The organism is Colwellia sp. 12G3, from assembly GCF_002836775.1.
In the GTDB taxonomy this organism is placed as follows: Bacteria; Pseudomonadota; Gammaproteobacteria; order Enterobacterales; family Alteromonadaceae; genus Colwellia.
Map to the genome: position 1 here is coordinate 185,510 of NZ_PJAQ01000028.1, position 24,676 is coordinate 210,185.

The 24,676-nt window shown below is 38.6% G+C and carries 15 protein-coding genes; 4 read left to right on the top strand and 11 right to left on the bottom strand.

Features of this window, described 5'->3' with window-relative positions:
- Positions 1–20: 20 nt before the first annotated feature.
- The 4 genes from CXF71_RS08660 to CXF71_RS21430 all read right to left on the bottom strand — a co-directional run bounded on the left by CXF71_RS08660 (position 21) and on the right by CXF71_RS21430 (position 4,946).
- The gene (locus tag CXF71_RS08660; RefSeq protein WP_232771423.1) at positions 21–1,457 is read right to left on the bottom strand and encodes a sulfatase; all 1,437 of its coding nucleotides are present in this window, start codon (positions 1,455–1,457) and stop codon (positions 21–23) included.
- Positions 1,444–3,027 (bottom strand): sulfatase family protein, encoded by a 1,584-nt coding sequence (locus CXF71_RS08665; protein WP_101232557.1) that lies wholly within the window; start codon positions 3,025–3,027, stop codon positions 1,444–1,446. Before CXF71_RS08665 ends, CXF71_RS08660 begins: the two co-directional genes overlap by 14 nt.
- Positions 3,027–4,502 carry a sulfatase-like hydrolase/transferase gene (locus CXF71_RS08670; protein ID WP_101232558.1) on the bottom strand — a complete coding sequence of 492 codons (1,476 nt, stop codon included), beginning with the start codon at positions 4,500–4,502 and terminating at the stop codon, positions 3,027–3,029. Before CXF71_RS08670 ends, CXF71_RS08665 begins: the two co-directional genes overlap by 1 nt.
- Before the next feature lie 270 nt (positions 4,503–4,772).
- Positions 4,773–4,946 carry a GlyGly-CTERM sorting domain-containing protein gene (locus CXF71_RS21430; protein WP_157826721.1) on the bottom strand — a complete coding sequence of 58 codons (174 nt, stop codon included), beginning with the start codon at positions 4,944–4,946 and terminating at the stop codon, positions 4,773–4,775.
- 372 nt (positions 4,947–5,318) lie between these two features.
- Between CXF71_RS21430 and CXF71_RS08675 the strand changes: the two genes are divergently transcribed.
- On the top strand, positions 5,319–6,854 hold the full coding sequence (locus tag CXF71_RS08675; RefSeq protein ID WP_101232559.1) for a hypothetical protein: 1,536 nt from the start codon (positions 5,319–5,321) through the stop codon (positions 6,852–6,854).
- A gap of 59 nt (positions 6,855–6,913) precedes the next feature.
- Positions 6,914–7,846 (top strand): alpha/beta hydrolase, encoded by a 933-nt coding sequence (locus CXF71_RS08680; RefSeq protein WP_101232560.1) that lies wholly within the window; start codon positions 6,914–6,916, stop codon positions 7,844–7,846.
- A gap of 14 nt (positions 7,847–7,860) precedes the next feature.
- Here CXF71_RS08680 and CXF71_RS08685 read toward each other — a convergent pair whose 3' ends face one another.
- The 4 genes from CXF71_RS08685 to CXF71_RS08700 all read right to left on the bottom strand — a co-directional run bounded on the left by CXF71_RS08685 (position 7,861) and on the right by CXF71_RS08700 (position 16,414).
- The gene (locus CXF71_RS08685) at positions 7,861–9,354 is read right to left on the bottom strand and encodes a sulfatase (protein WP_101232561.1); all 1,494 of its coding nucleotides are present in this window, start codon (positions 9,352–9,354) and stop codon (positions 7,861–7,863) included.
- A gap of 57 nt (positions 9,355–9,411) precedes the next feature.
- Positions 9,412–10,917, bottom strand: coding sequence for an SEL1-like repeat protein (locus CXF71_RS08690; RefSeq protein WP_101232562.1), 1,506 nt, complete (start codon positions 10,915–10,917; stop codon positions 9,412–9,414).
- Positions 10,918–11,038: 121 nt separating this feature from the next.
- The gene (locus CXF71_RS08695) at positions 11,039–12,799 is read right to left on the bottom strand and encodes a hypothetical protein (protein ID WP_101232563.1); all 1,761 of its coding nucleotides are present in this window, start codon (positions 12,797–12,799) and stop codon (positions 11,039–11,041) included.
- Positions 12,800–13,183: 384 nt separating this feature from the next.
- Positions 13,184–16,414, bottom strand: a complete 3,231-nt coding sequence (locus CXF71_RS08700) for a glycoside hydrolase family 2 TIM barrel-domain containing protein (RefSeq protein ID WP_101232564.1) — start codon at positions 16,412–16,414, stop codon at positions 13,184–13,186.
- Between the two features lie 366 nt (positions 16,415–16,780).
- Between CXF71_RS08700 and CXF71_RS08705 the strand changes: the two genes are divergently transcribed.
- Both CXF71_RS08705 and CXF71_RS08710 read left to right on the top strand, forming a co-directional pair.
- Positions 16,781–19,036, top strand: a complete 2,256-nt coding sequence (locus CXF71_RS08705; protein WP_198559856.1) for a carbohydrate binding domain-containing protein — start codon at positions 16,781–16,783, stop codon at positions 19,034–19,036.
- Positions 19,037–19,202: 166 nt separating this feature from the next.
- Positions 19,203–20,657 carry a sulfatase-like hydrolase/transferase gene (locus CXF71_RS08710; RefSeq protein ID WP_101232566.1) on the top strand — a complete coding sequence of 485 codons (1,455 nt, stop codon included), beginning with the start codon at positions 19,203–19,205 and terminating at the stop codon, positions 20,655–20,657.
- A 255-nt stretch (positions 20,658–20,912) separates the two neighbouring features.
- Here CXF71_RS08710 and CXF71_RS08715 read toward each other — a convergent pair whose 3' ends face one another.
- From CXF71_RS08715 to CXF71_RS08725, 3 genes are read right to left on the bottom strand one after another with little or no spacing between them, the layout of a single operon-like run.
- A complete protein-coding gene (locus CXF71_RS08715; RefSeq protein WP_101232567.1) occupies positions 20,913–22,445 on the bottom strand; it encodes a sulfatase in 1,533 nt (510 codons plus the stop codon).
- Between the two features lie 48 nt (positions 22,446–22,493).
- Positions 22,494–23,297, bottom strand: coding sequence for a beta-galactosidase (locus tag CXF71_RS08720; RefSeq protein ID WP_101232568.1), 804 nt, complete (start codon positions 23,295–23,297; stop codon positions 22,494–22,496).
- Complete coding sequence (locus CXF71_RS08725) at positions 23,294–24,607, bottom strand: hypothetical protein (RefSeq protein ID WP_101232569.1); 1,314 nt, start codon at positions 24,605–24,607, stop codon at positions 23,294–23,296. The genes CXF71_RS08720 and CXF71_RS08725 overlap by 4 nt, the downstream gene beginning before the upstream one ends.
- Positions 24,608–24,676 lie beyond the last annotated feature (69 nt).

The window sequence follows — 24,676 nt, forward strand, 5'->3', positions numbered from 1 at the left end:
CTGTTTCATTATTAATTATATTAATTCGGTTGTGTTAGTTGATAGGTTTTATCATAAGCATTTAATTGCTCTCGTTTATAACGAGAACCTTCTTGATAAAGTAGCTCAGGCGTAGATAGGGTCCAACCACCTAACGTTTTTAACATGCGTTCAACACGTTCAAGGTGCTGCATAGCATCATTATTTAGTTCTGACGGATCAGTTTTTAGGTTATAAAGCAAAGGTAAGCGATCGGGTAAACGAACTAACTTCCAATCACCATCAAGAATGCTGGCACTAATAGTAAAACGCCACATCAGCTCTTTATTACGCACTACTTGGGTATCAGTGGTAATGAAGGGCAATAAATTAACCCCATCTAACTTATCTTTTTTAACAATTTTACCGCCGGCGGCTTTGACAAAAGTAGGGGTTAAATCTAATGCAGTAACCGCATGAGTATAACGGCTGCCTGATTTAATTTTATTTGGCCAACTCATTATAAATGGCACACGAATGCCACCTTCAAGTAAATTGCCTTTACTACCACGAAATGGCGCGTTAATTGTCCAAGGATTGTTTTTCGCTTTAGGACCACCGTTATCACTTAAGAAAACAATAATGGTGTTGTCTAATAGGTTTTGGGCTTTTAATTCATCAACAATTTTACCAACATTAACGTCAAGACGATGCACCATGGCACTGTAAATTCTGCGTTTTTCATCTTTGATGTGACTGTAAAGCTCAATGTCTGCTGCCGGTGCTTGTAATGGCGCATGTGGCGCATTAAATGAGGCATACAAAAAGAAAGGCTTATCACTATTTCGGCGGATAAAATCGATACTTTCATTACCGGTATCGTCGGTAATGTAGGTAATAGGCTCTGGTGTTTTGTAATTACTAATTAAAGGCTGTAAATACTTCTCTTTGCTCTTTGGATCGGCTCTGAAGTAATCGTGACCACCGTGAGGATAAGTCCAAACATCATCAAAACCGCGTTTTTGCGCTTGAAAATGTGCTTCATCACCTAAATGCCACTTGCCCATTAGGCCTGTTACATAACCTAATTTTTGTAGCCTATCTGCGATAGTGGTTTCTGATAAAGGTAACCCAAAATGATCTTTATTATACTGTGGAGCACGTTTAACCAGGTTGTTATCAAAACCAAAATCCACTTGATTACGCCCAGTAATTAACCCTGCACGAGAAGGTCCACAAACCGGTGCTGAAACATAGCCTTGCTCGAAGGTAACCCCACTTGCAGCAAGTTTATCAAGATGAGGTGTCTTGATTTGTTTGCTGCCGGTAAAACCAACATCACCGTAGCCTAGATCATCCGCTAAAATAATAACAAGGTTGGGTTTTTGACCACTGCTATTATTCGCTGCGACAACACTGACAGAAAAAACTGCCAATGCCATTGTTGCAATAGCTGAAATGAGGGGAGTCAGCGTTTTAAGCATCTTAATATTTACCATTCACGATTGCTTTAGTGCGTGCTTTAAATTGCTTAACCAAATCAGGATTTTGCTTGGCGATATTATTCGTTTCAGCGGGATCTTTTGTTAGGTCATAGAGTTGATCAACAAACTCGTAACCACCGCGAATTTTCTTAGATTTTATAAAGTTCGGCTTTTTCTTACTTTTAGCAATAAACTTATAATTTCTATGACGTAATGCCACATTACCTAAAGATTCTTCAAGTAAATCAACACGGCCTTGGTCTGTTTCACCTAACCACACTGACAATTGTTCAATGCTATCAACCGCTTCGTCTTCAACCATATCAACACCCACTAACTTAGCTAATGAGGCATAAATATCCATTTGTGATACTAAGGCATCGTTAACTTGTGGTTTGATTTTACCCGGCCAATAAGCAATAGTTGGTACACGTGTTCCGGCTTCTAAGCGACTATATTTACCACCGCTAAAAGGGCCACCAGGTTTATGATCACCAAGTAATTCAATGGCACTATCAAAATAGCCATCAAATAAAACTGGACCATTATCACTGGTGAAAATAATCAAGGTGTTTTCAGCCAGGCCTAAGTTTTCAATTTCTTTAATAACACGACCGGTCATCCAATCCATTTGCGCGATAGCTTGGCCGCGAACGCCCATAGTGCTCTTATCTTTAAATCTATCGTTCGGTAATCTTGGTACATGGATGTCGTGATATGACTTAAATAAGAAGAATGGTTTCTTTTGATTTTCACGAATAAAATCAATCGCTTTATCAGTAAAAACAGTGGCAAAGTCTTCATCAACCCAATGCGCTGATTTACCACCTGACATGTGGCCAATACGGCTAACACCATTAACAATGGTTTCGTTGTGCTGTGGATCAGCAACAAAGCGTAATAATTCTGGGTTTTCATAACCTGTTGGCATATCCCCTACTTTACCTTTGTAACTAACAGAGATAGGGTCGTTTTTATCTAAATTAACAATGTTATGATTTTCAACATAAACCGTTGGTACACGATCACCTGTTGCCGGTAGTAAAAAGCTATAATCAAAACCTATTTCAAGCGGTCCAGGTTTAATATCACCATTCCAGTCAACATCGCCATTACCTAAACCAAGGTGCCATTTACCAACAACCCCCGTGGTGTAGCCAGCTTGTTTAAACATAGAGGCTAACGTTGCTTTGCCCGGCTGAATTAATGCAGGTGCATCACCTTTTAAAATTTTGGCATTATTTCTAAAGCCGTGCTCACCGGTTAATAACGAATAACGAGAAGGTGTACAGGTTGCCGCCGATGAATGTCCGTCAGTAAAACGAATACCGTTATTAGCGATGCGGTCAATTTCTGGTGTTTCAACACCCGTTGCACCGTAGCTGCCTAAATCGCCATAACCTAAATCATCAATATAAAAGATAACGACATTAGGTGTAGTTGAACGGTCGACTTCAACCTTTTTACTTTCATTAGCTACTTCAGAAGGCTTTACTTCAGAAGGCTTAAGTTCAGATGATTGGCCACACGCTGTTAGTGCAGAGACTATAGCCAGTGACGATAATAATTTTTTAGTGTTGATCATTAGTTTGTACCTTTATTCTTTGATTCAATTTTAGTTTTAGTATTATTCTTTTTATTGCTTTTGTTTTTACCTTGAGTTTTTGCTCTATTCTTTTTCCAACTACCAAGGTAAGGAAAAGCAGCATCTTGTAACTGCGACTCCCATTGCTGGTAAGCCTTCTGCATTAAGTCTTCTTTCTCAATCTTTTGATCTGCTACATTTTTGCTTTCACCAAAGTCTTTATCAAGGTCAAACACCATGGTGTCTTTTTTTACTTGTACCAGTTTGTCAGTACCACTGCGCACCGCATGAGAATTTGATTTTACGTGGCGCCAAAATAAAATATCGTGTGGGCTGCCACTTTTTTCATTGGTGATATATGGCATTAAGTCAGTACCATCAAGTGCTTTATTTTTACTGATATCTACCTTTGCTTGCACTACCATTGTTGCCAGAATATCCAATGAACTGACTGGTTGGTGATAATCGACACCAGCTGGAATTTTATTAGGCCAACGCGCCGCAAAAGGCACACGTACACCACCTTCAAAAAGATCGTTCTTGTGCCCTCTTAACTCGCCATTGTCTGATGCATTGTTTCTGGCGCCACCGTTATCAGATAAGAAAACCACTAAGGTGTTATCGTCAATGCCTTGCTCTTTTAAGGTAGCGAGAATATGTCCAACGCCATCATCTACCGCAGAAACCATCGCAGCATAAGTGCGGCGTTTTTTATCTTTAATATCTTGATATCTATCTAAATATTTTTGGCTAGCTTGTAGTGGTGTATGTGGGGCGTTATAAGCGACATATAAAAAGAAAGGCTTGTCGCTTTCACGTTTGATAAAATTAACGGCTTCATGTGAAAGCTCATCAGTTAAGTATTCACTCGTATCGACACGTTGTTCATTTTCCAATAAACGGGTGCGATACCAGTCGTATTTATATTTAACGTCATCTAAATCGTTTAAGGTCAAATCTTCTGGGAAGTACTGATGACCGCCAGATAAAAAACCATAAAAATAATCAAAACCACGTTTGTTAGGACGTAAATCAGGATGTGTGCCCATATGCCATTTACCAATAATACCACTGGTATATCCGGCAGGTTTTAATACTTCAGCAATATTTTTTTCTGTGGTAGGAATACCATTTTGCGCAATGCTTGGATCCATGGTTGGATTAGAGGTAAAGCCAAATCTATCTTGATAGCGACCGGTTAATAACCCTGCCCGACTTGGCCCACAAACAGGATATGAAACATAACCATTAGTAAAGCGTGTACCTTCTTTGGCAATGCGATCGATATTAGGCGTTTTAATATCGGTACTGCCATTAAAGCCAACATCTTTATAACCTTGGTCATCGGTTAGAATAATAATCAGATTTGGTTTTTTCACCGTGTTGCTTTTTGCATGGCTAGCCGCTGTTGCCTCTACATTTGTTGTAAAGATGATCAGCACAATGAGAGAAAACTTTAATCGTATTGAATGCATTCTTGTAACTCAACGGGTAATTATAATTACATACTAATACCTTTTGTCACTCAAAACAACAATGAAAACGCAAACGTTCTCCCTTTGATACCCACCAACCACCAACACCCTTGAATAAAACAATAAAAACTGGCAAAACCAGACACTTACATCGTCATTAGTGTAATGTAAACTTATGTAAAGAAAGAATCAACACAAGAATAAATAACAATTCAATGGCAACGATCCACCCGGTTGATTGTATTTTAACCTTCATGTTAATATAAAATCCTATTGTTTACGCCTTACTATAATCAGGGCAAGTAGAGCCAAATAACTCGCACTGCCTCCTGACTTTTCAGATTTGTCGACATCATTTTCGTTATCAGTATCGTTATTATTTACATAGTAGTCTTGTGCCTGACTGGAGAATGATGCTAATAACAGACTAGTTACTAATATCATTCGGCCTTTAGCTGGCAATGTTTTATTTTTTTTGTATGATTTTTAACTCGATTTAACTCAATTTACCTCAATAATGGGTTAATTAATTCATCAAGCCATATTTAGGCAAGTGAAAACAATGGTCCATTATACTAGTAGCTTACCCGTTGAAAGACAATATATTAAGATAATGTTCCCCCTATAAAAAAACAAATAACAACAAATCAAAAAATAGAAATAACCTAAAAAAACAATAGTATAAATTCAAATCAAAATAACAACAAAACGAACAAGCCAGTAACAACCGCACAAAATGAAAACGATACCCCTTTAAATAAATGTACGCTAATATGTTTTAAACTGCTCACAAAACATTTATTTTCTGGGATATTTATGAATAAACAAACAACTATTTTATCTATCATAATAATCATCGCTGTAAACTTTATTGCTAGCTGTGGCAGTGGTAGTAGCACCAATACTGAAAAGAATAATGAACAAGTTAATGGGAGTACTCCTGCGCCGACTCCGGTACCTATTCCAGCTCCAAATCCAGAGCCAGCGCCACTTCCAACAGTGCTACCTACTGGTGCTAAAGTGAGTATTTCCCCTGCAATCATCAAACATACCGTGAGCCCAATGATCCAAGGTCAAGGCTTGATCTACTCACATGAGGCTGACCATATCTATGCAGATGGTTCGATAGCGCAATTGTATAAAGACGTTGGTGCTGGTTTTTTACGTTACCCCGGCGGTACAGTGACTACCATGTATCATTGGAATGATTTAAATGGTCAAGGTTGGACTGACAGTTGGAATCCTAACTACAACCGAGCCAATGATGCCCTCGCTGAAAATTACATGGACCTAGATGAATACATAACCTTGTGTCGAGCATCTAACTGTGAACCTATGCTTGGCATAAATATGAGTTCTGGCAGAAATTTTGACCGAGATGAAGATGGCTTAAATGAAGCGATAGCGCTGCTAAAATATTGCAAAGAGAAAAACTTTGAGGTTAACTATTTGTATCTTGATAACGAGAACCATCATAAGAAATGGCCAGTAAAAGAGTATGCCGATTTAATTAATTATTATGCGCCAGCACTTAAAGAGCATGCGCCCAATGCTAAACTAATTGCTAATTGGACTGATAAATTTAGAACAAACAGAAGTGGCTTTAAAACTCTGTTAGATACGGCCGGTGATAACTTTGACTATATAGATGTACATTATTATTGGAAGTGGGGACTTGCTACTTGGGATATGTGGAAAGCAACAACACCGATGAACAATGTATCTGACGAGTGGTATAAAGACGGTGGTACTTACACCGAAGAAATTACTTACTATAACGAGATGATGGCTGAACTTGGCAAGCCCAATATAAAATTAGCCGTCATGGAATGGAATATTGGCCCAGGTCCGCATAGTGCAGACCCTGAACATACACCGTTTAAAACCGCATTAATGCAAGCAGAAATGCAAATGCAAATGATGTTAGGAGGACTTGAAATAGGCTCCTTATGGTCAACCCAATGGCCAGATACGGGTGACAGTTCATTTAGGTTTTTAGTGGATTCAAGTGATAATTACCAACCTACCCCAACGGCTAAAGTATTCGAGCTATATAAACACGCCTTAAAGGGTGAATTAGTGCAAAGCGCTGCGACGCAAAGCCAACTATTAACAACGGCGGTTATTCAGGGCAATAAAGCCTTTGTTTATCTACTGAATAAAAGTGATGAGCCCGAAGAAATATATTTCGATATCAGCGGCTATGATATTGTTGATGTCTATCAAGCTGTTAGTTTTCAAGACCCAGGGGTTATTGAAAATATAGCGATAAACAAAATAAATGATTATTACCAAACATCACCATTAGCAAATACGCTGACGATGTTTGAATTACTCATTGATAAGCAATAAAGTTCACTTATTAATTATTAGTATCAATGCTAATCCTGAATTCATTATGCAGAAATAAAATGACTCAAATAACAAAAACATGCCATCCCCTCGCCTATTTAATATTACTTACTCTGCTGATAAGTAATAAATTATCTGCCCAGCAAATCGTTCCGCTTTGGAATAATGCAATCATCCCAAATTACCAAACATCACAGGCAAAAGAAACAATCGATGCTCGCGATATAATTTTCATCCAAAATGTTCAAACCCCTACCCTTGAGAGTTTTTTACCGTCGAAAAAAAATGCTAATGGCATGGCGGTTTTAATACTTCCAGGTGGTGGTTATAGTGGTGTGGCTTACGACTGGGAAGGAACTGATTATGCTAAATGGTTTAATAGCCAAGGTGTTGCCGCATTTGTATTGAAATATCGTATGCCACAAGCACAATCAGTAAAAACCTCATATATAGCACCCATTCAGGATGCGCAAAGAGCGATGCGTTATATTCGATTTAATGCAGACACATTCAATATAGATAAAAATAAAGTTGGCGTTATCGGCTCATCTGCTGGTGGTCATTTAGCCTCAACATTGGGCACCCATCAAGAAAGTTACTACCCTAATCAAGATGCCATTGATAGTGAAAATGCGCAGCCAAATTTTATGATGTTAATTTACCCTGTCATCAGTATGAAAAAGCAAATAACCCATAACGGCTCCCGTAACAAGTTATTAGGCAAAGGGCCTGCCAATGAATTGATTGATAAATTTTCTAATGAAACAAGAGTCAGCGCAATGACGCCTCCAACCTTTATCATTCATTCAGGCAATGATAAAACAGTGCCAGTAGAAAACTCCATTAGAATGTATCAAGCGCTAGTTCAACATAACGTTGCTACGACAATGCATATTTATCCCAAAGGTGGGCATGGTTATAGTTTGGGCTTGAGCAACAAAGCCGCGCCGAATTGGACATTGCTTGCTAAACAATGGTTGAATACACTTTAAATAAACAACAATACTTATATACCCGTTGACTTAGTTAGTGATTGGTCTAGTGATTTATCCAATAATCCCCTCATTTTTTGCAGTAATTGCAGACTTGATGATTTGATTAAGTTTTTCCGTTCCAGTAAATCACTTGTCGTATGATATAACTCTTCGCTAACCGTTATATTTCCTTTGATTGCTACCCAACGGGTGTATCGATACGAATCCGTCCTAATGGTATAACCCATATGCTTTATGGGCTTATTTGAGGACCAAGGACGGCTGGATTGCGATAAAGCATGGGTTTTGTGCTTTGCTGCTGAGTCTGAAAATACATGGCTAAAACTACGACCATCCAAATTCGCCGGCGCGGGTAAATTGGCAAGTGTTGCCAGTGTTGGGTAAATATCAATATATTCTGTTATAGCATCACTAACGACAGGTTTTTGCCCTGGAATTCTAAAAATTAAAGGTACACGTGTATCTAACTCTCTAACCGTAGCTTTGGTCCAATGTCCATTTTCCCCCAAGTGATAACCATGATCAGACCAAAAGACAATAATGGTATTGTCGTAAAGATTGTTATCTTTGAGTGCTTGTATTAACTGGCCGACATTATCATCAACATAACTGGTCGCAGCATAATAACCATGACGAAGTCTTTGTGCAGTGTCTTTAGTGAATACCCCTTTTTTAGGTAAATCGGTAAGGCTTCTTATTTCTTTAAAGTTAAACCAATTCAAATTTGAAATATTGTTTGGTTTACTTTCTGAGCCGAGAGATTGCAACTCTACACGTTCATAAAGATCCCAATATTTTTTAGGCGCATTGTACGGAGCATGGGGCTTCATAAAACCTACCGCCAAAAAAAAAGGTTTGTTACTATTCTTTAATCTTTTGATGGTTTGCACAGCATCTGAAGTAATGTGGTCATCAACATACTTGTTTCCACTATATTCGGCTGACTCAGTCGCTCTACCCTTTTTATTGCCTTTAACCATACTAGCGGCCAGTACATAATCATCAAAATGTGACTCTTGGTCTAAACGTGCCGGCACCGACCAAGATTTCGGGTCTCGAATATTGGCATAATTATGATAAACCTTACCGATAGATTCACTATGGTAACCATTATTTTTAAAGTGCTGAGGTAGCGTGATAACATCTGGAGCCGTTTTTCTAAAGTGGGTATTGAGCTTATAAACGTTTATTGAATCAGGATACATTCCCGTTAACATAGACGCCCGAGAAGCATTGCAGCTGGCAAACTGTACATAAGCTTTGGTGAATATAACTCCTTGTGAAGCTAATGCGTCAATATTAGGGGTAATAGCGGTTTTATCGCCATAAGCCCCAATATTCATTCTCAAATCATCAGCGCCAATAAAAAGCACATTCATCTTTTTATTGGGCTTTACTGCAAATACCATAGCTTCATTTAGCAGAGCTTCATTTGATTGAGCATCGTTGGCTAGTGTTTTGCTTGTTACAGCCGCCAATAAAATTAAACTTACCATTTTTATCATTAAATTGCCTTTAACATGATGCCCATCCGTTCACTATGGGGGATTTTATCCGCAGTGTTATTGATCGTGAATGGTAACATTTCCACCAGAAGTCCATCTTTTCAATTGCGCTTGCCAAGGCGAAATATCCCAATTAACACCATTACCCAACTTTATTGCTGAGCGTATATGTTCAACTGCTTTGGTAAGTTCTCTATTTTCCTTTTTAGCAAAAGCCATTGCTTGTAAATATTGATATTGAGGGTCTTCTTCTTGTTGCTTTTCAATGTCAGCTAAAATAACAATAGCGCCAGCAATATCTTGTAAATTTTCATCTTTAGCGAGCAGCTTAAGTTCGGCTGACGTTTGTTTTGCAAAAATATGCCCCTGATTGGCGGCTTCGCCTAACCAATACAAGGCTTTTGTCTCATCTTTGATAACCCAAGGACTATCAAGCAATATACGCGCTAATCGATACTGTGCTTGACTTAATTCACCTTTAGCTGCCTCATAAAGCCAATGGATTGCTTGATCAACTTCTTTCTGCTCGCGATATAACTTTAAACCATACTCGTATTTAGCCTGCATATAGCCATTTTCCGCCGCGCCTTTAAGTAATCTGTTAACATCTCCATCTTCTTGAGTTAACCAAGGGAAGTTCATTAGTGCCATGCCATAACTATATTGATCTTTGACTAAATCACTTTCACTCAAGGTAGCGGTTAAGCGCTTAATGTTTTTATAGAATGTATAATAATCTCGTTTCATTCTAAACCGATTATATTGAGCAATGCCCATATAGGTGCGGTTGATGAAATGAAGGTTTTTATCGTTAAATGTCGGTTTAGGGAAACTATTCAAGGTTAAATCAAATACAGCAGAGTCAACAATGCCACTGGTTTTTACTTGGCTAATATTTCTAACCGACCCATCTGCGCCAATATCGTAATCAGCAATAAGAAAATAGGGTTCAGGAATAAAAAACTCTCCTTGATCTTCGTTTGATTCAACCATAATCATACCCGTTTCATCAAAAGGGTCACCTCCTGTTGACGGTGGTCCACCGAACAATTGTGAATCATCGAGACCATCGTTGGTATGAACATCAACTTCACTAATATCATCATAATCACCAAAGGTGAATCGTTGCGCTAAGTTTTTTTCATTTAATTGTGGTTGATACTTACGGTAAACAACTTGTTTGGTAAATGCTGTTTTAGAGGTTTTGATTAACGCGACTATTTTAGATTTTTCTGCTGGTTGAACATTGGCAATTAAGTTATCTACAATGTCAATTGAGTTATCAAAGTTATGCTCTGCGGCCATAGAAAACCACACCAGCGCTTTAAAACTATCCGCTTCAATGCCTAAGCCTTTATAATGCATAACACCGAGTTGATAATACACCTTAGGGTTTTTAGTCTCGGCAATACTGAGGTATTCATTAAGCGCTAAGTCATACTGGTGTTTTTCAAAATAACTATCTGCTTGCTCAATACTATCAGCGAAACTTGAAAAACTGGCCGACACTATCAAGGTTAATAAAAGCTTACTCACTAACATCTTTAACCTTTGCATTTTCATAAAACTCAATCCATGTGTTTGAAGGACATTAATACCAACTATCTGCCCTTCTAGGTAAAAAAAAAGCTATTCAAAATTGAATAGCTTTAATTGATTTAATTAGTTTTCTCGTTACTAATTTTTATTTCTTTGATTTTACTAAACGTCTAACCAATGATAAACCACCGAGTAACATCATACCGATAAAGCCCAACGAACCACCATCTGGTACCGGTGATTGCGTTTTAACAAGGTTCACCTTGATAGTGGCAGTATCAACTGATGCATCAAAGCGTTTCTCAGTGTCTGGCCAATTTACGCCATTATCAACAGTGAGTTGAAATACTATCGGTGTATCCTCGTTCCACTCCGGTACAGTAAAGGTAAATTCTGACTCTGAGATTCCGCCTCCGGCGACAAATCGTTGATCCCATCTAGGGTCACCCATAGAGCTATTAAATTGCTTCCATAAATAGGTAAACTCATTATCCTCGATGTTTTCACTGTCCGTTGTTGCGCTGCCACTGATTACAATAACGTCTCCAACAGCTACATTGATATACTCGACTTCGATCTCTATGCCATCTTCATTGGTTTCGATAACTATGGTAGAACCGTTAGCTTCATCCATTCCCATTATTGTTGCACTTGCTGTTACTGTGGCAGGCGTTGGTACAATAGTTAATGGGTATGTTGCTACTTCCGTGTTAATAGCATCTTCAATAGTTAGCTCAAATTCGGCTTCTTCTATTGCCTCTACATCAGGCGCGGTAAAAGAGACTGTTTGCCCATCTGGGGCAAGTGTAACCTCAGTACCTGATAACTGTAACCAAGAATAAGTACCGACATCACTGTTGGGTACTGACTCACTAGCATCAAGGGTAATCGTAGTATTTTCGATAAACATTGAGAAGTCTGGACCAATCTCTATTTCGATAGTTTTAGTTGCGTCTAAAGGATAAGCATCATTGATATCTAGAACGGTATCATTATCATCATCATTATCTAGGGTTAAACCAGAGCCATCAATACAGGCTTGGTCGCAACTGTCAAGAAAGTCATCTGGCATAGCGTCATCATCAGTATCAGTGGCTGCTGCAGCATTATTAGGGAACTTATCATATAAGTCACTAATACCATCTTCATCAGCATCAGGAATTTCTGGTCCCTTTAATGAAAAATTATCAACCCACATTCTGGCATATTCAGTTTTAACAATAACAGCCGGCGCTAAATCAGCGGTACGCAAGTAAACTTTAAATGGTTGAGTTATATCCGTATCAGCAGGCGCAGTGAAACTGTCTTCAAGGGTTACCCATGCATTGTCCGAAAGTACAGTATTCGTTAAGGCAACTAATGTCACTTCCGAGTTACCATTATCATCAACAGGAGCACCTTGTTTAGAATAAGCATAGGCCCATTGTAATGTGCCTTTGGTTGCGCCATCTCCTTTTACATAATAAGTAACGCCAACTTGTATTCCTTCTACTTCACGTGCAAGACCATCAGAATGTGCTGAACGCATATGATTTTGAAATTGAACGTTGGTGTCATTGCCTGCAGGTGCGTGTTCAGATCGTTCTGGAAGAGATTGAGGTCCTGCGGCCTGAGTTCTGGTGTTATCAATATATCTTGACCAACCTGTACCTATTTGACCATAAGCTGAAACGGGTATTTTATTACCGTCAGCATCGACTGCAGTTCTGAATAAGAAAATACCAGTAGGTGCTTCATAAACTAAATTACCCATACCCCAACCTGAAGCTTCAAACCCAGTAAGCCCTTCTAAATCACCATCAGGAAAATATTCAACCAGTTCGTCAGCAGCAAATGAAGATGTACTTGCCAGTAATAATGTCGCCGCAACCGCTGCTGCAACTTTGTTTATTGAAATAATGCTCATTATAGTTCCCCGTATACATTTCTATGTTAGTAACTCAACAAATTGTCTGATAATTAATTTGTTATGTTTTATGTTTTATGTTGACTATTGTTATTTTTATACTGTTCATGGTATTGAATCGCCCTTAGGGACAACGTTATACCTAATCTACACTTTTATAATTATTTGTAAATGTTTTTTGTCATATTTATTTTTTTAATTGAAAGTAAATCACAAATAAACACCTACAATAAATGAGTAATTAACTGTTATTTATAGATAAAATCAAAGAACCTTCTAATCTAAATAACAGACAAAAATAAAGGTAACGTTCCCTTTAAGTATCACTCGTCGTTTCTTGTTTTTATAGAAGAAACGACCAAGTTACTGCCGTTATATACGGAATCAATCGACCTTAATCGCTTTGAGAACAAAGCTAAAGCTATGCGGTTTATCTGCACGCACATGGTATTTATTCATGGTCTTAGCGCCCCAACTGTGATCGCCGCCAACGCCATGAATGGCAAGGTCTAAATTGACATTGATATAACCTCGTTCAGGTAAGTCATAAGTATGCTTACGTCGTATTCTATCGGTGACTGAATACTTTTCTTTCGATTGGCTTGGTGAATACAAGTCAGACTCATTATAAGGCCAAGCCCTAAAGTTAAAGGGCTGCAAACCAATAACTTGTAGTTGAACTTGGTTATTTTCAAAACTTAAGTTTCTAACATCACTGCGATTAGTGCTGTCGGTTGCTGAGATATATGGTACTTGAAATTCGGCTAACGTCTTTTGATAGTTACCCACTTTTGCCGCTGTTTTTCTATCGGGGTAATTCTCAAATGGCCCGCGCCCATACCAGTTAATATCAGATAATGAAGGATCAAGGGCTAACCTCATGCCAAACTTTGGCATAAATTTATGCTGAATTCGCTCTGGATCAGGGGTGTACTCAGCACTAACTTGAACCTCTCCTTCACCGTTAATACGATAGGTCAGCTGATAAAGTGCATGATTGGCCACCAAACGAGCCACAACATTCACTTCCACTAAACTTTTACTGATTTGATTTACCTTCACCGAGCTTACTTGACGAAAGGCAGCGGCATGCAGCCAAGGCGCCATTCTTTCAATGAACTTATTGCGGGCTTGATTATTGTTAACAGGTTTCCAAAAATAAGGTGCAAGCGGCTCTATTAATAGCTCTTGTCCTGCAACTTGATAACTGCTTAGCTCACCCGTAACGCTATCAATGTTTAACGTGGCATTATTAGCGGTTATTGTAATGGCATCATCTTTTTGATTTACCTGTACCTTATTCCCGGCGGCAACCACCGACTTAGCGTATTTATAAGGAGTTAGCACAAATTGCTCAAAAGCGACTTCAAAGCCTTTTTCAGCCCAAACTGAATTGTCTTTAGTTTGCGCAGTGACAGTTAACAGTAACTCTGCTGAATTACCTTTTGCTTTGTTATAGCTAAAGGGTACTTTAATAACCGTTGACTCTCCTGGAGCCAGAGTGACTGTCAGGTTGCCATTATCTAACACGCTACCTTGGTCTTTAACTTGCCAAACAAAGTCATAAGCATCGAGATTAGTAAAATCAAAACGATTGGTTACTTTAAGGGTTAACGGATCCTCTGTTTTTTCAAACAGAACATTTTGTTGGACTTTTTTCGCTTCATAATAGCTAGGGTAAGGTTTTCTATCGGGTGAAATGATACCGTTTAACAAGAACTCTGCATCGGTAGGGCTATCACCAAAATCACCACCATACGACCACACTTCACGTTTCGGGTTTAAGCTCAGCTTTTTAGGATCGTTACCATAACTGACCATGGCTGTATTTTTAACGCGGGCTAAGCCTTGATCAACCCAATCCCATATAGCACCACCGACATAGTTTTCATTGGCATAAATTTTATCCCAATGTTCTTGGTAATTCCCTAAGGAATTGCCCATCGCATGGGCAAACTCGCGTTGGATAAAAGGTTTATCCATTTTGTTGGCTTTATCCAAATATTCATCAACATTGGTGGTAGAGCGATAGCTTCTTTCCAGAAAATCAGAAACCGATACATCAGTATCTGAAAGAATAGGTCTTGAGCTATCAATATTGAGTACACCTTCACGCATTGCTAGAAAGTTTCGCCCTGCTCCGCCTTCGTTACCTAATGACCAGATAACAATTGCGGTGTAGTTTTTATTGGTATGTACCATTGATGTAGCACGATCAACATGCGCAATAGTCCAATCTGGGTTGTCCCCTAATATTTTGTTTCTTGTTGCATAACCATGGCTTTCTTGGTTAGCATCATCTAATACATAAAGACCGTATTGATTGGCTAACTGATACCAGCGGTGATCATTGGGATAATGGCTGGTACGTACAAGGTTAAAGTTACCTTGTTTCATTAACTTAATATCAAGCTCCATGGTTGTTAAATCAACAGTGCGCCCCATTCTTGGATGATGCTCGTGGCGGTTAACGCCTTTAATTTTTATTGATTTACCATTAACCCAAAATTGGTTGTCTTCAACTTTGCTTTCTTTAAAACCAAACGACCAAGGAATATACTCTAATGCATGACCTTTGTTATCTTTAACTGTCATCATCAGAGAATATAGCGTTGCTGATTCAGCACTCCACAGACTAACATCTTCAAGTGCTATAGATATTTTACCCAGTTGCTTGCCATTTGAATCACTGACCTTGCTATGTTGAGTTGAGATTAGTTTACCTTGAGGAGAATACAGGCTCATTTCCAATTGAGCGCCTTGCAAGCTTTTATCCTTTAAAGCCCCTGAAAGTTCAAAATCAAGATTAAATTGTGCATCTTGGTAGTTATTTTTTAAATCAGTGGTAACTAAGAAGTCTTGTAAAAACACTTTTGGGCGAGCAATTAAGTTAACATCTCTGAATATGCCACTAAAGCGCCACATATCCTGCCCTTCAAGATAACTACCATCAGACCAACGATATACTTCAACCGCTAAATCATTTTCTCCAGCAACCAAATATTGAGTAATATCAAATTCTGCCGGGGTCATACTGCCCTGACTGTAGCCAACTTTTTTGCCATTAACCCAAAGATAAAAGGCTGATTTAACTCCTTGAAATTCGATAAACGTTTGTTTTGCTTTTAAACCAGCACTGACAATAAATTTTCGCTTGTAACTACCTATAGGGTTACGGTCATAGAAATTAGTGTAATCTTTAGGCGGCTCGGTCATCACTCTTGGCTGGTCTTTCGCAAATGGATATGGATGATTGGTATAAATGGGACGACCATAACCTTGAGTTTGCCAATTACCCGGTACATCAATTTCAGCCCATTGGCTAACATCAAAATCAGTTTTATAAAATGCTTTAGGGCGCTTATCTGGATGTCCAACCCAATTGAAATGCCACTTACCATTTAATGATTGAATTCTGCTGGAATCTAATTGACCTAAAGCTTCTACTTCAGAGGCATAAGGACGCACAAAGGCATGTCCTTGCTCTTTGTTTATGCTGATAACCTGAGGATTTTCCCAGTCAGGTACTTGTTGATTTTCAGTAGCCATAACTGCATTAACGACGATAAACAAGGTCAATAATAAAATAACCTCCCAACCCCTAATTTTTTTCATCTTCTAATCTCCTCAGTGATACGTAATACTTTATTATTTAGGAAGTAATTTTGCTCTATTAAAATATAATTAAGCTTGGTTTTATACAGGTAAAACTTAGTGGTAACGATACCACAAATAATGAAAATAATTACCTATCCTCTATACAAATAAAACAACAAAATTAAAACTCGTTACCAAACAGTCACTTAATAACCACCAAAGAGGAATGATAGTGATAACGTTCCCTTTTTTATTGTTAGCCCTGTAAACTTGTGTTATTTATTATCATGTTCAATTCTAAAACTAATAGCAAATTCGTTCAGTCCGCCTAAGCACTAAATAAGCTAACTAACGAAAAAATAATTATAATAATAAGGAATGACAATGAAAAAGAGCTTACAAATACTAGCATTGAGCTTATGCTCAATTAGCGCCTGTTTAAGCGCAGCGGTTCAAATTGACATTGATGGAACAAAAGTCAGCCACACCGTTAATCCGATGATACAGGGTCATGGTCTAGTCTACTCTGAAGAAGCCGACGCTATTTATGCTGACGGCACTATGGCTCAATTATACAAAGACGTTGGCGCTGGATTTCTTCGTTGGCCTGGCGGCACAGTAGCGACCATGTATCATTGGAATGATTTAACCGGTGTTGGTTGGATTGATAAATGGGATCCTAGCTATAACTCTGCAGGAGACAAAGACGCTTCTGAGTACATGGACTTAGACGAGTATATTACCCTCACCAATGCGGCAGGCACTGAGCCTATGTTAGGCATTAATATGAGTTCAGGTATTGAATGGGACAGAGAAGCCGAAGCATTACAAGAAGCTAAAGATATGATCAGCTATTGCCTAACAAAAGGCTTCAGCGTCAAATACTTTTACCTTGATAACGAAACCTACCATGAAGGTAATGGTTACAACAAAGACAAAGATGGTGACGGCGAACATTGGACTCCACAAGTTTATGGCGAGCAGCTTAATATTTATGCAGCAGCCATTAAAACTCTAGTACCCGACGCTAAAATCATCGCCAACTGGACCGACAAAATTAGAACAAATACCAATGACTATACAACGATAATCAATGTTGCTGGCAATAATATTGACTACATTGATGTGCATTGGTATTGGAAATGGGGAGTGTCAACTTGGGATGCTTGGAAAGCTAAAACCCCGATGGAAAATGAAACCGCTTATTACGATGGTGGTACTTTTGTCGAAGAAATCGCCTATTTCAACAATTTTACCGCAGCTCTAGGTAAGCCTCATATTAAGCTAGCGGCTTTAGAGTGGAACATTGCACCGGGTGATCACAATACTAACCCAGAGCACACTCCATATAAAACTGCGCTAATGGCTTCTGAAATGCAAATGCAATTTATCCAAGGCGGTTTAGAGCTAGCTTCAATGTGGTCTACACAATGGTCAGGTAGCTCAACAGCAGAGTTTCAGTTCTTGGTTAATTCTGATGATAATTACGCCCCAAGCCCGATGGCTAAAGTTTTTGAATTGTACAAATATGCCGTTAATGGTGCGGTAGTAGAGAGTAGTTCAGCTGATAATCAAATAATGTCTACTACGGTAATTAAAGGTGACAAAGCTTACGTTTATCTACTGAGTAAAAGGCATAGTAATGAAAGCGCTGAATTTTCAATAAACGGTTACGACATCATCTCAGTTGGTCAAGCCAAACGTTTTAGTGCTCCAGGTGAATTAACCAGTATTGGCCTATGGAACAACGGCACAACCGGTAATTATATGGCGACCATTCAGCCATATACCTTGACCATGGTCGAATTTAACATTGAAGCCGTAGCTGTAGAAGATCCGATCATTAATGGTGATTTCGAAGGTAATTTAAATGATTGGGATACATGGAATCAGCCCAGTTTAATAACCAATGATGTTTATAGTGGCAACAGTGCTGTGAAACTTTTAGACAAAGGCTCTTTAAGTCAAATTGTTACTGTTAAACCTGATACCACCTATGTTTTATCTGCTTATATGAAAGTTAGCAATAGTAATAAGCTAGTTGTCTTAGGTGTTAACAACTTAAATAATGAAGGAATGGGTACTTCAGACATAGTTGACACCCAATACACCAAACATACGGTTGTCTTTACCACAGCATCTGATCAATACGCAGTTCAAGTTTATGCTTGGTTACCGCCAAGTGATAATGAATCAGCCTTTGTTGACTTAATGGAGCTCAATGAGTTTAAAGCTGAAGTGCCTAATGGTGATTTTGAACAAGGGTTGACTAATTGGCATACATGGAACGCTGTCAGTATAACAAATACCGAGGTAAATTCAGCAAGCCAAGCATTGCAGTTAAACGGTAACGCTTCAGCTAACCAAGTTATTAACGTTCTCCCTAATACTAGCTATACCATCAGCGGTTTTGCTAAAGTGGATGATACAGCCAATGGTAAAGTTGTCTTTGGCGCTAAAAATTCTGAAGACAACAGCACCTTAGTTAAAGTTGACATTATAGATTCAGCCTATACCCAGCATCAGTTAACTTTTGTTACAGGACCAGATACAACGTCAGTAAATGTATACTTTTGGCGTCCAAAGGCTGGTCAACAAGGTGCTTATTTAGACGATGTAACGATAATAAAAAACCCATAAGCCTCTATTAACCTATCTGAACTAAAAACGTCAACTTTATCGGTTGACGTTTTTTTTTGCGTAATATTAATTTAACAACACAAATAAATGGTAACGTTGCCATTTCAATGTATAGTTTGTAAAATATAACATTTAATTTTATCAAAAGACACATAAGAGAATAACAATGAATACTATTAAACAGTTACTAACCATAGGTCTGCTTATTACCAGTAGCCAAATTTTTGCGGCACAACAACCCAACTTCATTGTTATATTAACTGACGACCAAGGTTACGCAGACGTTGGCTTTAATGGCAGTAAAGACATAAGAACACCAAACATTGACCGTATCGCCAATGAAGGAACCAAATTTAATAATGGCTATGTTAGTTACGCGGTTTGTGGTCCTAGTCGCGCAGGTTTATTAACCGGCCGTTATCAAGGTCGCTTCGGCTTTGACCGTAACCCTCATATGGATCCAACCGATATAAAATCAGGTATGCCACTTGAAGAAAAAATGATTTCTGAAGTGTTAAAACCAGTCGGTTACACTTCAAGCATCATTGGTAAGTGGCATATGGGCTCACATCCTGAACTTACCCCAAATAAACGTGGCTTTGATCACTTTTATGGCTTTCTTGCGGGTGGTCATCAATACTTTCCACAAGACTTAATCTATAAAGATATTGCAGAAGGGCTCACACAATCGCCTGATAAAGCATGGACCTCTTGGTATCGCACCAAACTACTAGAGAATGATAAACGTGTAGAAACGACACAATACCTTACTGATGAGTTATCAACGTCGGCAGTTGAGTTTATTAAACGCGAACACGACAATCCTTTCTTTTTATATTTATCATATAACGCTCCACATACACCGTTACAAGCAAGCAAAGAATATTTAGATCGCAATAAGCACATTCCAAAAGGTAAACGCCGTACTTATGCAGCCATGATAACAGCTGTTGATGATGGTGTTGGTCGAGTACTAGCAACCCTAGATGAACTAGGACTTGATGATAATACCTTGGTATTTTTTCTTTCTGATAATGGTGGCCCTGAGTCTAAAAACGCATCAGACAATGGTGAATTGAGAGGTCATAAAGGAGATTATTTTGAAGGCGGTATTCACGTACCTTTTGCCATGCGATGGCCGGGAAAAGTTCCTGCGGGGCAAACGTATAATAATTCAGTAAGTTCACTTGATATTTTAGCAACATTTGCTGGCTTAACTAACGCGCCAATAGCAAAAGAACGCCCTTTAGATGGCGTTAATTTAATGCCTTATGTTACCGGTGAAAACACCAGCCAACCACACGAAATTTTATTTTGGCGTAATTTTGACAAAGGTATCGTTGCGGCTCGACGTGATAATAATAAAACCATTTTATTTAAGAAAAATGATCAAAAGCATTTATATGATTTAGACAAAGATTTGTCCGAAACCACCAATTTAGTCAAAACCAAAACCGAAACATATAGTAAACAACAAGGTGAAATGGCTGCTTGGGAAAATGAGCTTGCTGATGAACCTGCTTTTACAGGCTTAATTATGGCTAAGAAAGAACACAAAAAAGCACTGGCCGAATATAAAAAGCAGAAGAAAAACAAAAAACAAGAGAAAAGTAATGACTGAGTAGCTTATTAGATAATGCAGGAGGTTCTCCTAAATCAATTATCTTACCCCATCACTTCAGCTCTTTATTAGAAATGGCCCGGTGGTGAAAATCACTAATAACTTAACCCCCTTAACAACAAAGAAAATATTGCTACCACCGAGGCGCTACGCGCTACACCGAGGAATTGATTGAACCACTAGGTATGACATCCCTACGGCTATGTACATAGCCGCAGGTATTGGCACTTAATTTAATGAAATTGGTATAAATGACTACTGAGGTTTATTCCAAACGACTTTACTCATTTTTTGCTCAAAATCATTGATCATTGTTTTGTATTTAGCATTGCTTGCTAGGTTATTCCATTCATCTGGGTCTGCTTGCAGGTCATATAAATGACGCGTGCCATCTTCCATTATGGTAAATCGATACTTATCAGTAACAACACCATGGCTTCCTACCGCCGCTGTATGTGCAATATTTTCCCATTCAACAACCTTGTCTTGCGCTGCTTCATTATTAAGCTCTTTATTTAGCCCTTTATTAGACTTTTTATTAGAGAGTAGCGGTACAAGGCTCTTACCATGCAGTTTGATTTTATCGTTTAATTTAGCGCCTGTTAGTTCCATCAGTGTTGGGTAAATATCAACATTTTGAACGATATTTTCGACCACGGTACCGCCTATAGTATTCGGCGTTTTTATCATCAAAGGACTACGCAAGGAAACATGATACGGTGTGTTTTTTCGCCACAAACCATGGTCAGTTAAATGGTAACCATGATCACCCCAAACAATAATGATGGTGCTCTCATAAAGACCTTCGTCTTTTAAGGCTTGTATCACTTTACCCATTTGCGCATCAGCATAACTAGTACTAGCCATATAGCCGCGAATAAGTTTTTGAGCGGTTTTGTCATCTACCCCTTCATTCCACAAACCATTGCGAGTTTTACTTTTGTATTTACTGATATCGAAGGCAGCTTTTGCCCCTTTTGGAAAATAAGCCAATTTCCCTGCATCTTCGGGATACATGTCAAAATATTTTTTAGGTGCAACCCAAGGCATATGAGGCTTTGAAAAACCGCTAACAATCATAAACGGCTTGTTTTTATCGCGTTTATTCTTGATATAGTCAATAACACTTTCAGCCACTTGTCCATCTTTTAAGAAGTTGTCCGGAGCATCAACCGAGGCATACATTAATGAACCGGGGCCTGCGCCATTTTCTTTATAAATTTGAATTTGATCTGCACGGCCACCTATCTCAACGATTCTTTTAAGGACTTTAGCTTCGCCATCTTTGGTTTTACCGCCTCCTCCAGCAATATCCCAAGAGGATTTATCGTCTTTAGGCACTTTGCCGTGATATAACTTGCCTTTAGTGGCAGTCCAATAGCCATTATCTTTAAGCACACTAGGCCAGGTCGCTTGTTTTTCGATAAGTTTTTGGTGTTTGTTGTCTTTCCAGTTTTCTGCGACCAGATCAAAACGAACCCCTGTCAGCATTGAAGCTCTTGACGGGTTACACAAAGGATAACTGACATACGAACGATTGAATCGAACAGCATCATTGGCAAACGCATCTAAATTGGGCGTTATTGGCTCTGGCTCACCATAAGCGCCAATTAATGGCCTTAAGTCATCAAAAGCGATAAACAAAATATTTGGCTTCTCTTGGGCTTCGGATTTGCCTTGAGCTTTGGAGCTGTCTTCACCTTTTTTTGCTGCTATATTTTCAGCATAAGTGCTTAAACAAGTGGCTAAAATGGCAAAGGCGAAAATACCTTTAAATGTAAGCGTCATAACTTTCTCTCTTATTATAAATAAATTCAAACGACCTAAATAAGGGGCTTATTTCCAACGAGTTTCATACAATTGATAACCAATTTCTCTTACCGCTTCAATGGTTTCTGGGTATGGTGTGTCGGTAATATCAACGAGACCAATTTGATAATTTTCACCATCGCCTCGCCCGGTTATAGCTTGCGCGCGATATTGAAACCAATGGGTACCAATAAACAACGGGTTGTTTAAGGCACTTTTAACATACTCATAGTAATGTTGGGCGCGCTCTTCTTGGCTAGAGACGCCTTGCAAGCCCGTATGAAAAACACCACGGTCTAGTGCACCAAAGTGAAACTCTGTAGCCATTAATGGCTTGGTTAAAGCGCTTGCTCTTGTAGTAAAACCTTTTAAATTACGGTGATAAAGATTATAAGAAATAACATCGGCGTATTTTTCAGCCGCTCTTAACACCGTTTCATTGGTATCGCCATGTACACGACTACCTAGGTATAAATGATTGGGGTAAATGCTTTTTACGCTGTCACGACAAACTTGATAGTATTTCTCGACTAATTGCTGATAAAACCAATCGGCATCGGCTTTGAACATCTTATAGCCAACTTTTTTTCGGCTTGTTAACAATGCATTAAATGATGAAAAGCTTGTTTGCCAAGATTGATTTAACTTGTCTATTGATTGGTATTTATTCTTTAAATAGTCAACGAAATAGATTTTGGCTGGCTGATTTTTATGCGCACTAGTAATAATATCGCTATAGACTGGAGCATTATTAAAGTGCAATTCGTTATCGACAAAAAAACCGATATTCCATGGCGAGTCTGCATCTTCATCAGCTTTCTTGGCTATCAAACTATCTTTAATGCTGTTAGCAAAGTACTGGTCCCATGGGTCATGAATTTTGCCTCTAACATTTTGCTTTTATAGTGAACGGCTACGGTAAAGGGGGTTTTATTATCGCCAAAGTTTTCAGGCTGTGACCAATTACCATAAGTATTCATGCCCCAGCTTTTAAGGCGTTGGTGATTGCGCTTAATTGAACTGTCTTTCCAGTCTTCTCCGTACTTTCTAAATAAATTTGCTTGAGTGAAGTCGAAACGATCATGTGAATAAAAGTCACTATATGCCCCCCATTTACTAGGTAAGCCTTTAAAATATGAAGCTCGACCTTTAATCAAAGTATTTGCACCTTTATGACCCACGCCTGTGACGCCATGCGACCAAAACAAATAACCTTCTGGGTCGACAAACCACCACTTACCCGCTATTTGTTTAGTATAAAAATGACCTGTCGCTTTTTGTTTAGGGCCTTTTAACCAACCGCCCCACTTTGAGCGGTTGTCAGGGCCTGTGTGCGTTTTAAGATCGGCTAGTTCTTGCTGTTCTCTTGCTTGCCATTGTTCTTCTATTGATAACGCAGCGCTTTGTAATTTCCCTGGGTATTGTGCTGACAAGTATTGACCTAATTCATCAACAAATGGAAAGGATGTTTTTTCAGGGTAATCGAAAAGTTGATCAAGGGTAAAAGCAGTAATATTTTTAACTAAATAGGAGACTTTACTTGCTGAGCTATCCGTTGACTGGCCTTTTACATTGCCCTTGTCACTTTCTTTTTTATTTCCTTTTACACTTCTTTTTCCGCTTAATGCTGAAAAGCTAATTTGATTAATGGCCTTCAGATCAATGCCTTTCCAACTAGACATAATAGCACTTGGTCCAGCCTTCATTTTGATGAATTGCGGATATCGCTTTTGAAATTCTGGGCCTGTTATTAAAAAGTTAATCGATAATGTTTTTGTTTCAGCCGGTTCAAGGTAAATCGAACTATCAATATATTGCCATTTATTACTGTTCGAAGAGGTCAGTTTGACTGAAGGAGTTATTCGTTGCTTACTTGTATTGACTAACTCGATATTTAAACCATGATATTGAGATAAATCCCACGGTTTATCTTTCGGTTTCAGGTTAACTGCACTGCCTTTGAGGCCTTTTAAACCGACCTTCAGTTGTGAATTAGTAGTAAATTCTGCATTCGCATTAACGTTTTTAAGCTGAATATTTTTAGTCGCTAAAAGCGACTCTGCTTGGGATAAAAATGATGTTAATAAACAAAAAAGAAATAAAGATATGCTTGAGCGAAATGTAGTAGTAAGAACTTTCACAACAGAACTCCAAAGTAATAAGGATACAAAATAATAACGCTCCTATTTAAGAGCGTTATAATTTGTTCA

Excerpts from the sequence above, each read along its gene's own strand:
- CXF71_RS08660 (WP_232771423.1), bottom strand. The coding sequence starts at position 1,457 with ATGGTAAATATTAAGATGCTTAAAACGCTGACTCCCCTCATTTCAGCT.
- CXF71_RS08665 (WP_101232557.1), bottom strand. The coding sequence starts at position 3,027 with ATGATCAACACTAAAAAATTATTATCGTCACTGGCTATAGTCTCTGCA.
- CXF71_RS08670 (WP_101232558.1), bottom strand. The coding sequence starts at position 4,502 with ATGCATTCAATACGATTAAAGTTTTCTCTCATTGTGCTGATCATCTTT.
- CXF71_RS21430 (WP_157826721.1), bottom strand. The coding sequence starts at position 4,946 with ATGATATTAGTAACTAGTCTGTTATTAGCATCATTCTCCAGTCAGGCA.
- CXF71_RS08675 (WP_101232559.1), top strand. The coding sequence starts at position 5,319 with ATGAATAAACAAACAACTATTTTATCTATCATAATAATCATCGCTGTA.
- CXF71_RS08680 (WP_101232560.1), top strand. The coding sequence starts at position 6,914 with ATGACTCAAATAACAAAAACATGCCATCCCCTCGCCTATTTAATATTA.
- CXF71_RS08685 (WP_101232561.1), bottom strand. The coding sequence starts at position 9,354 with ATGATAAAAATGGTAAGTTTAATTTTATTGGCGGCTGTAACAAGCAAA.
- CXF71_RS08690 (WP_101232562.1), bottom strand. The coding sequence starts at position 10,917 with ATGAAAATGCAAAGGTTAAAGATGTTAGTGAGTAAGCTTTTATTAACC.
- CXF71_RS08695 (WP_101232563.1), bottom strand. The coding sequence starts at position 12,799 with ATGAGCATTATTTCAATAAACAAAGTTGCAGCAGCGGTTGCGGCGACA.
- CXF71_RS08700 (WP_101232564.1), bottom strand. The coding sequence starts at position 16,414 with ATGAAAAAAATTAGGGGTTGGGAGGTTATTTTATTATTGACCTTGTTT.
- CXF71_RS08705 (WP_198559856.1), top strand. The coding sequence starts at position 16,781 with ATGAAAAAGAGCTTACAAATACTAGCATTGAGCTTATGCTCAATTAGC.
- CXF71_RS08710 (WP_101232566.1), top strand. The coding sequence starts at position 19,203 with ATGAATACTATTAAACAGTTACTAACCATAGGTCTGCTTATTACCAGT.
- CXF71_RS08715 (WP_101232567.1), bottom strand. The coding sequence starts at position 22,445 with ATGACGCTTACATTTAAAGGTATTTTCGCCTTTGCCATTTTAGCCACT.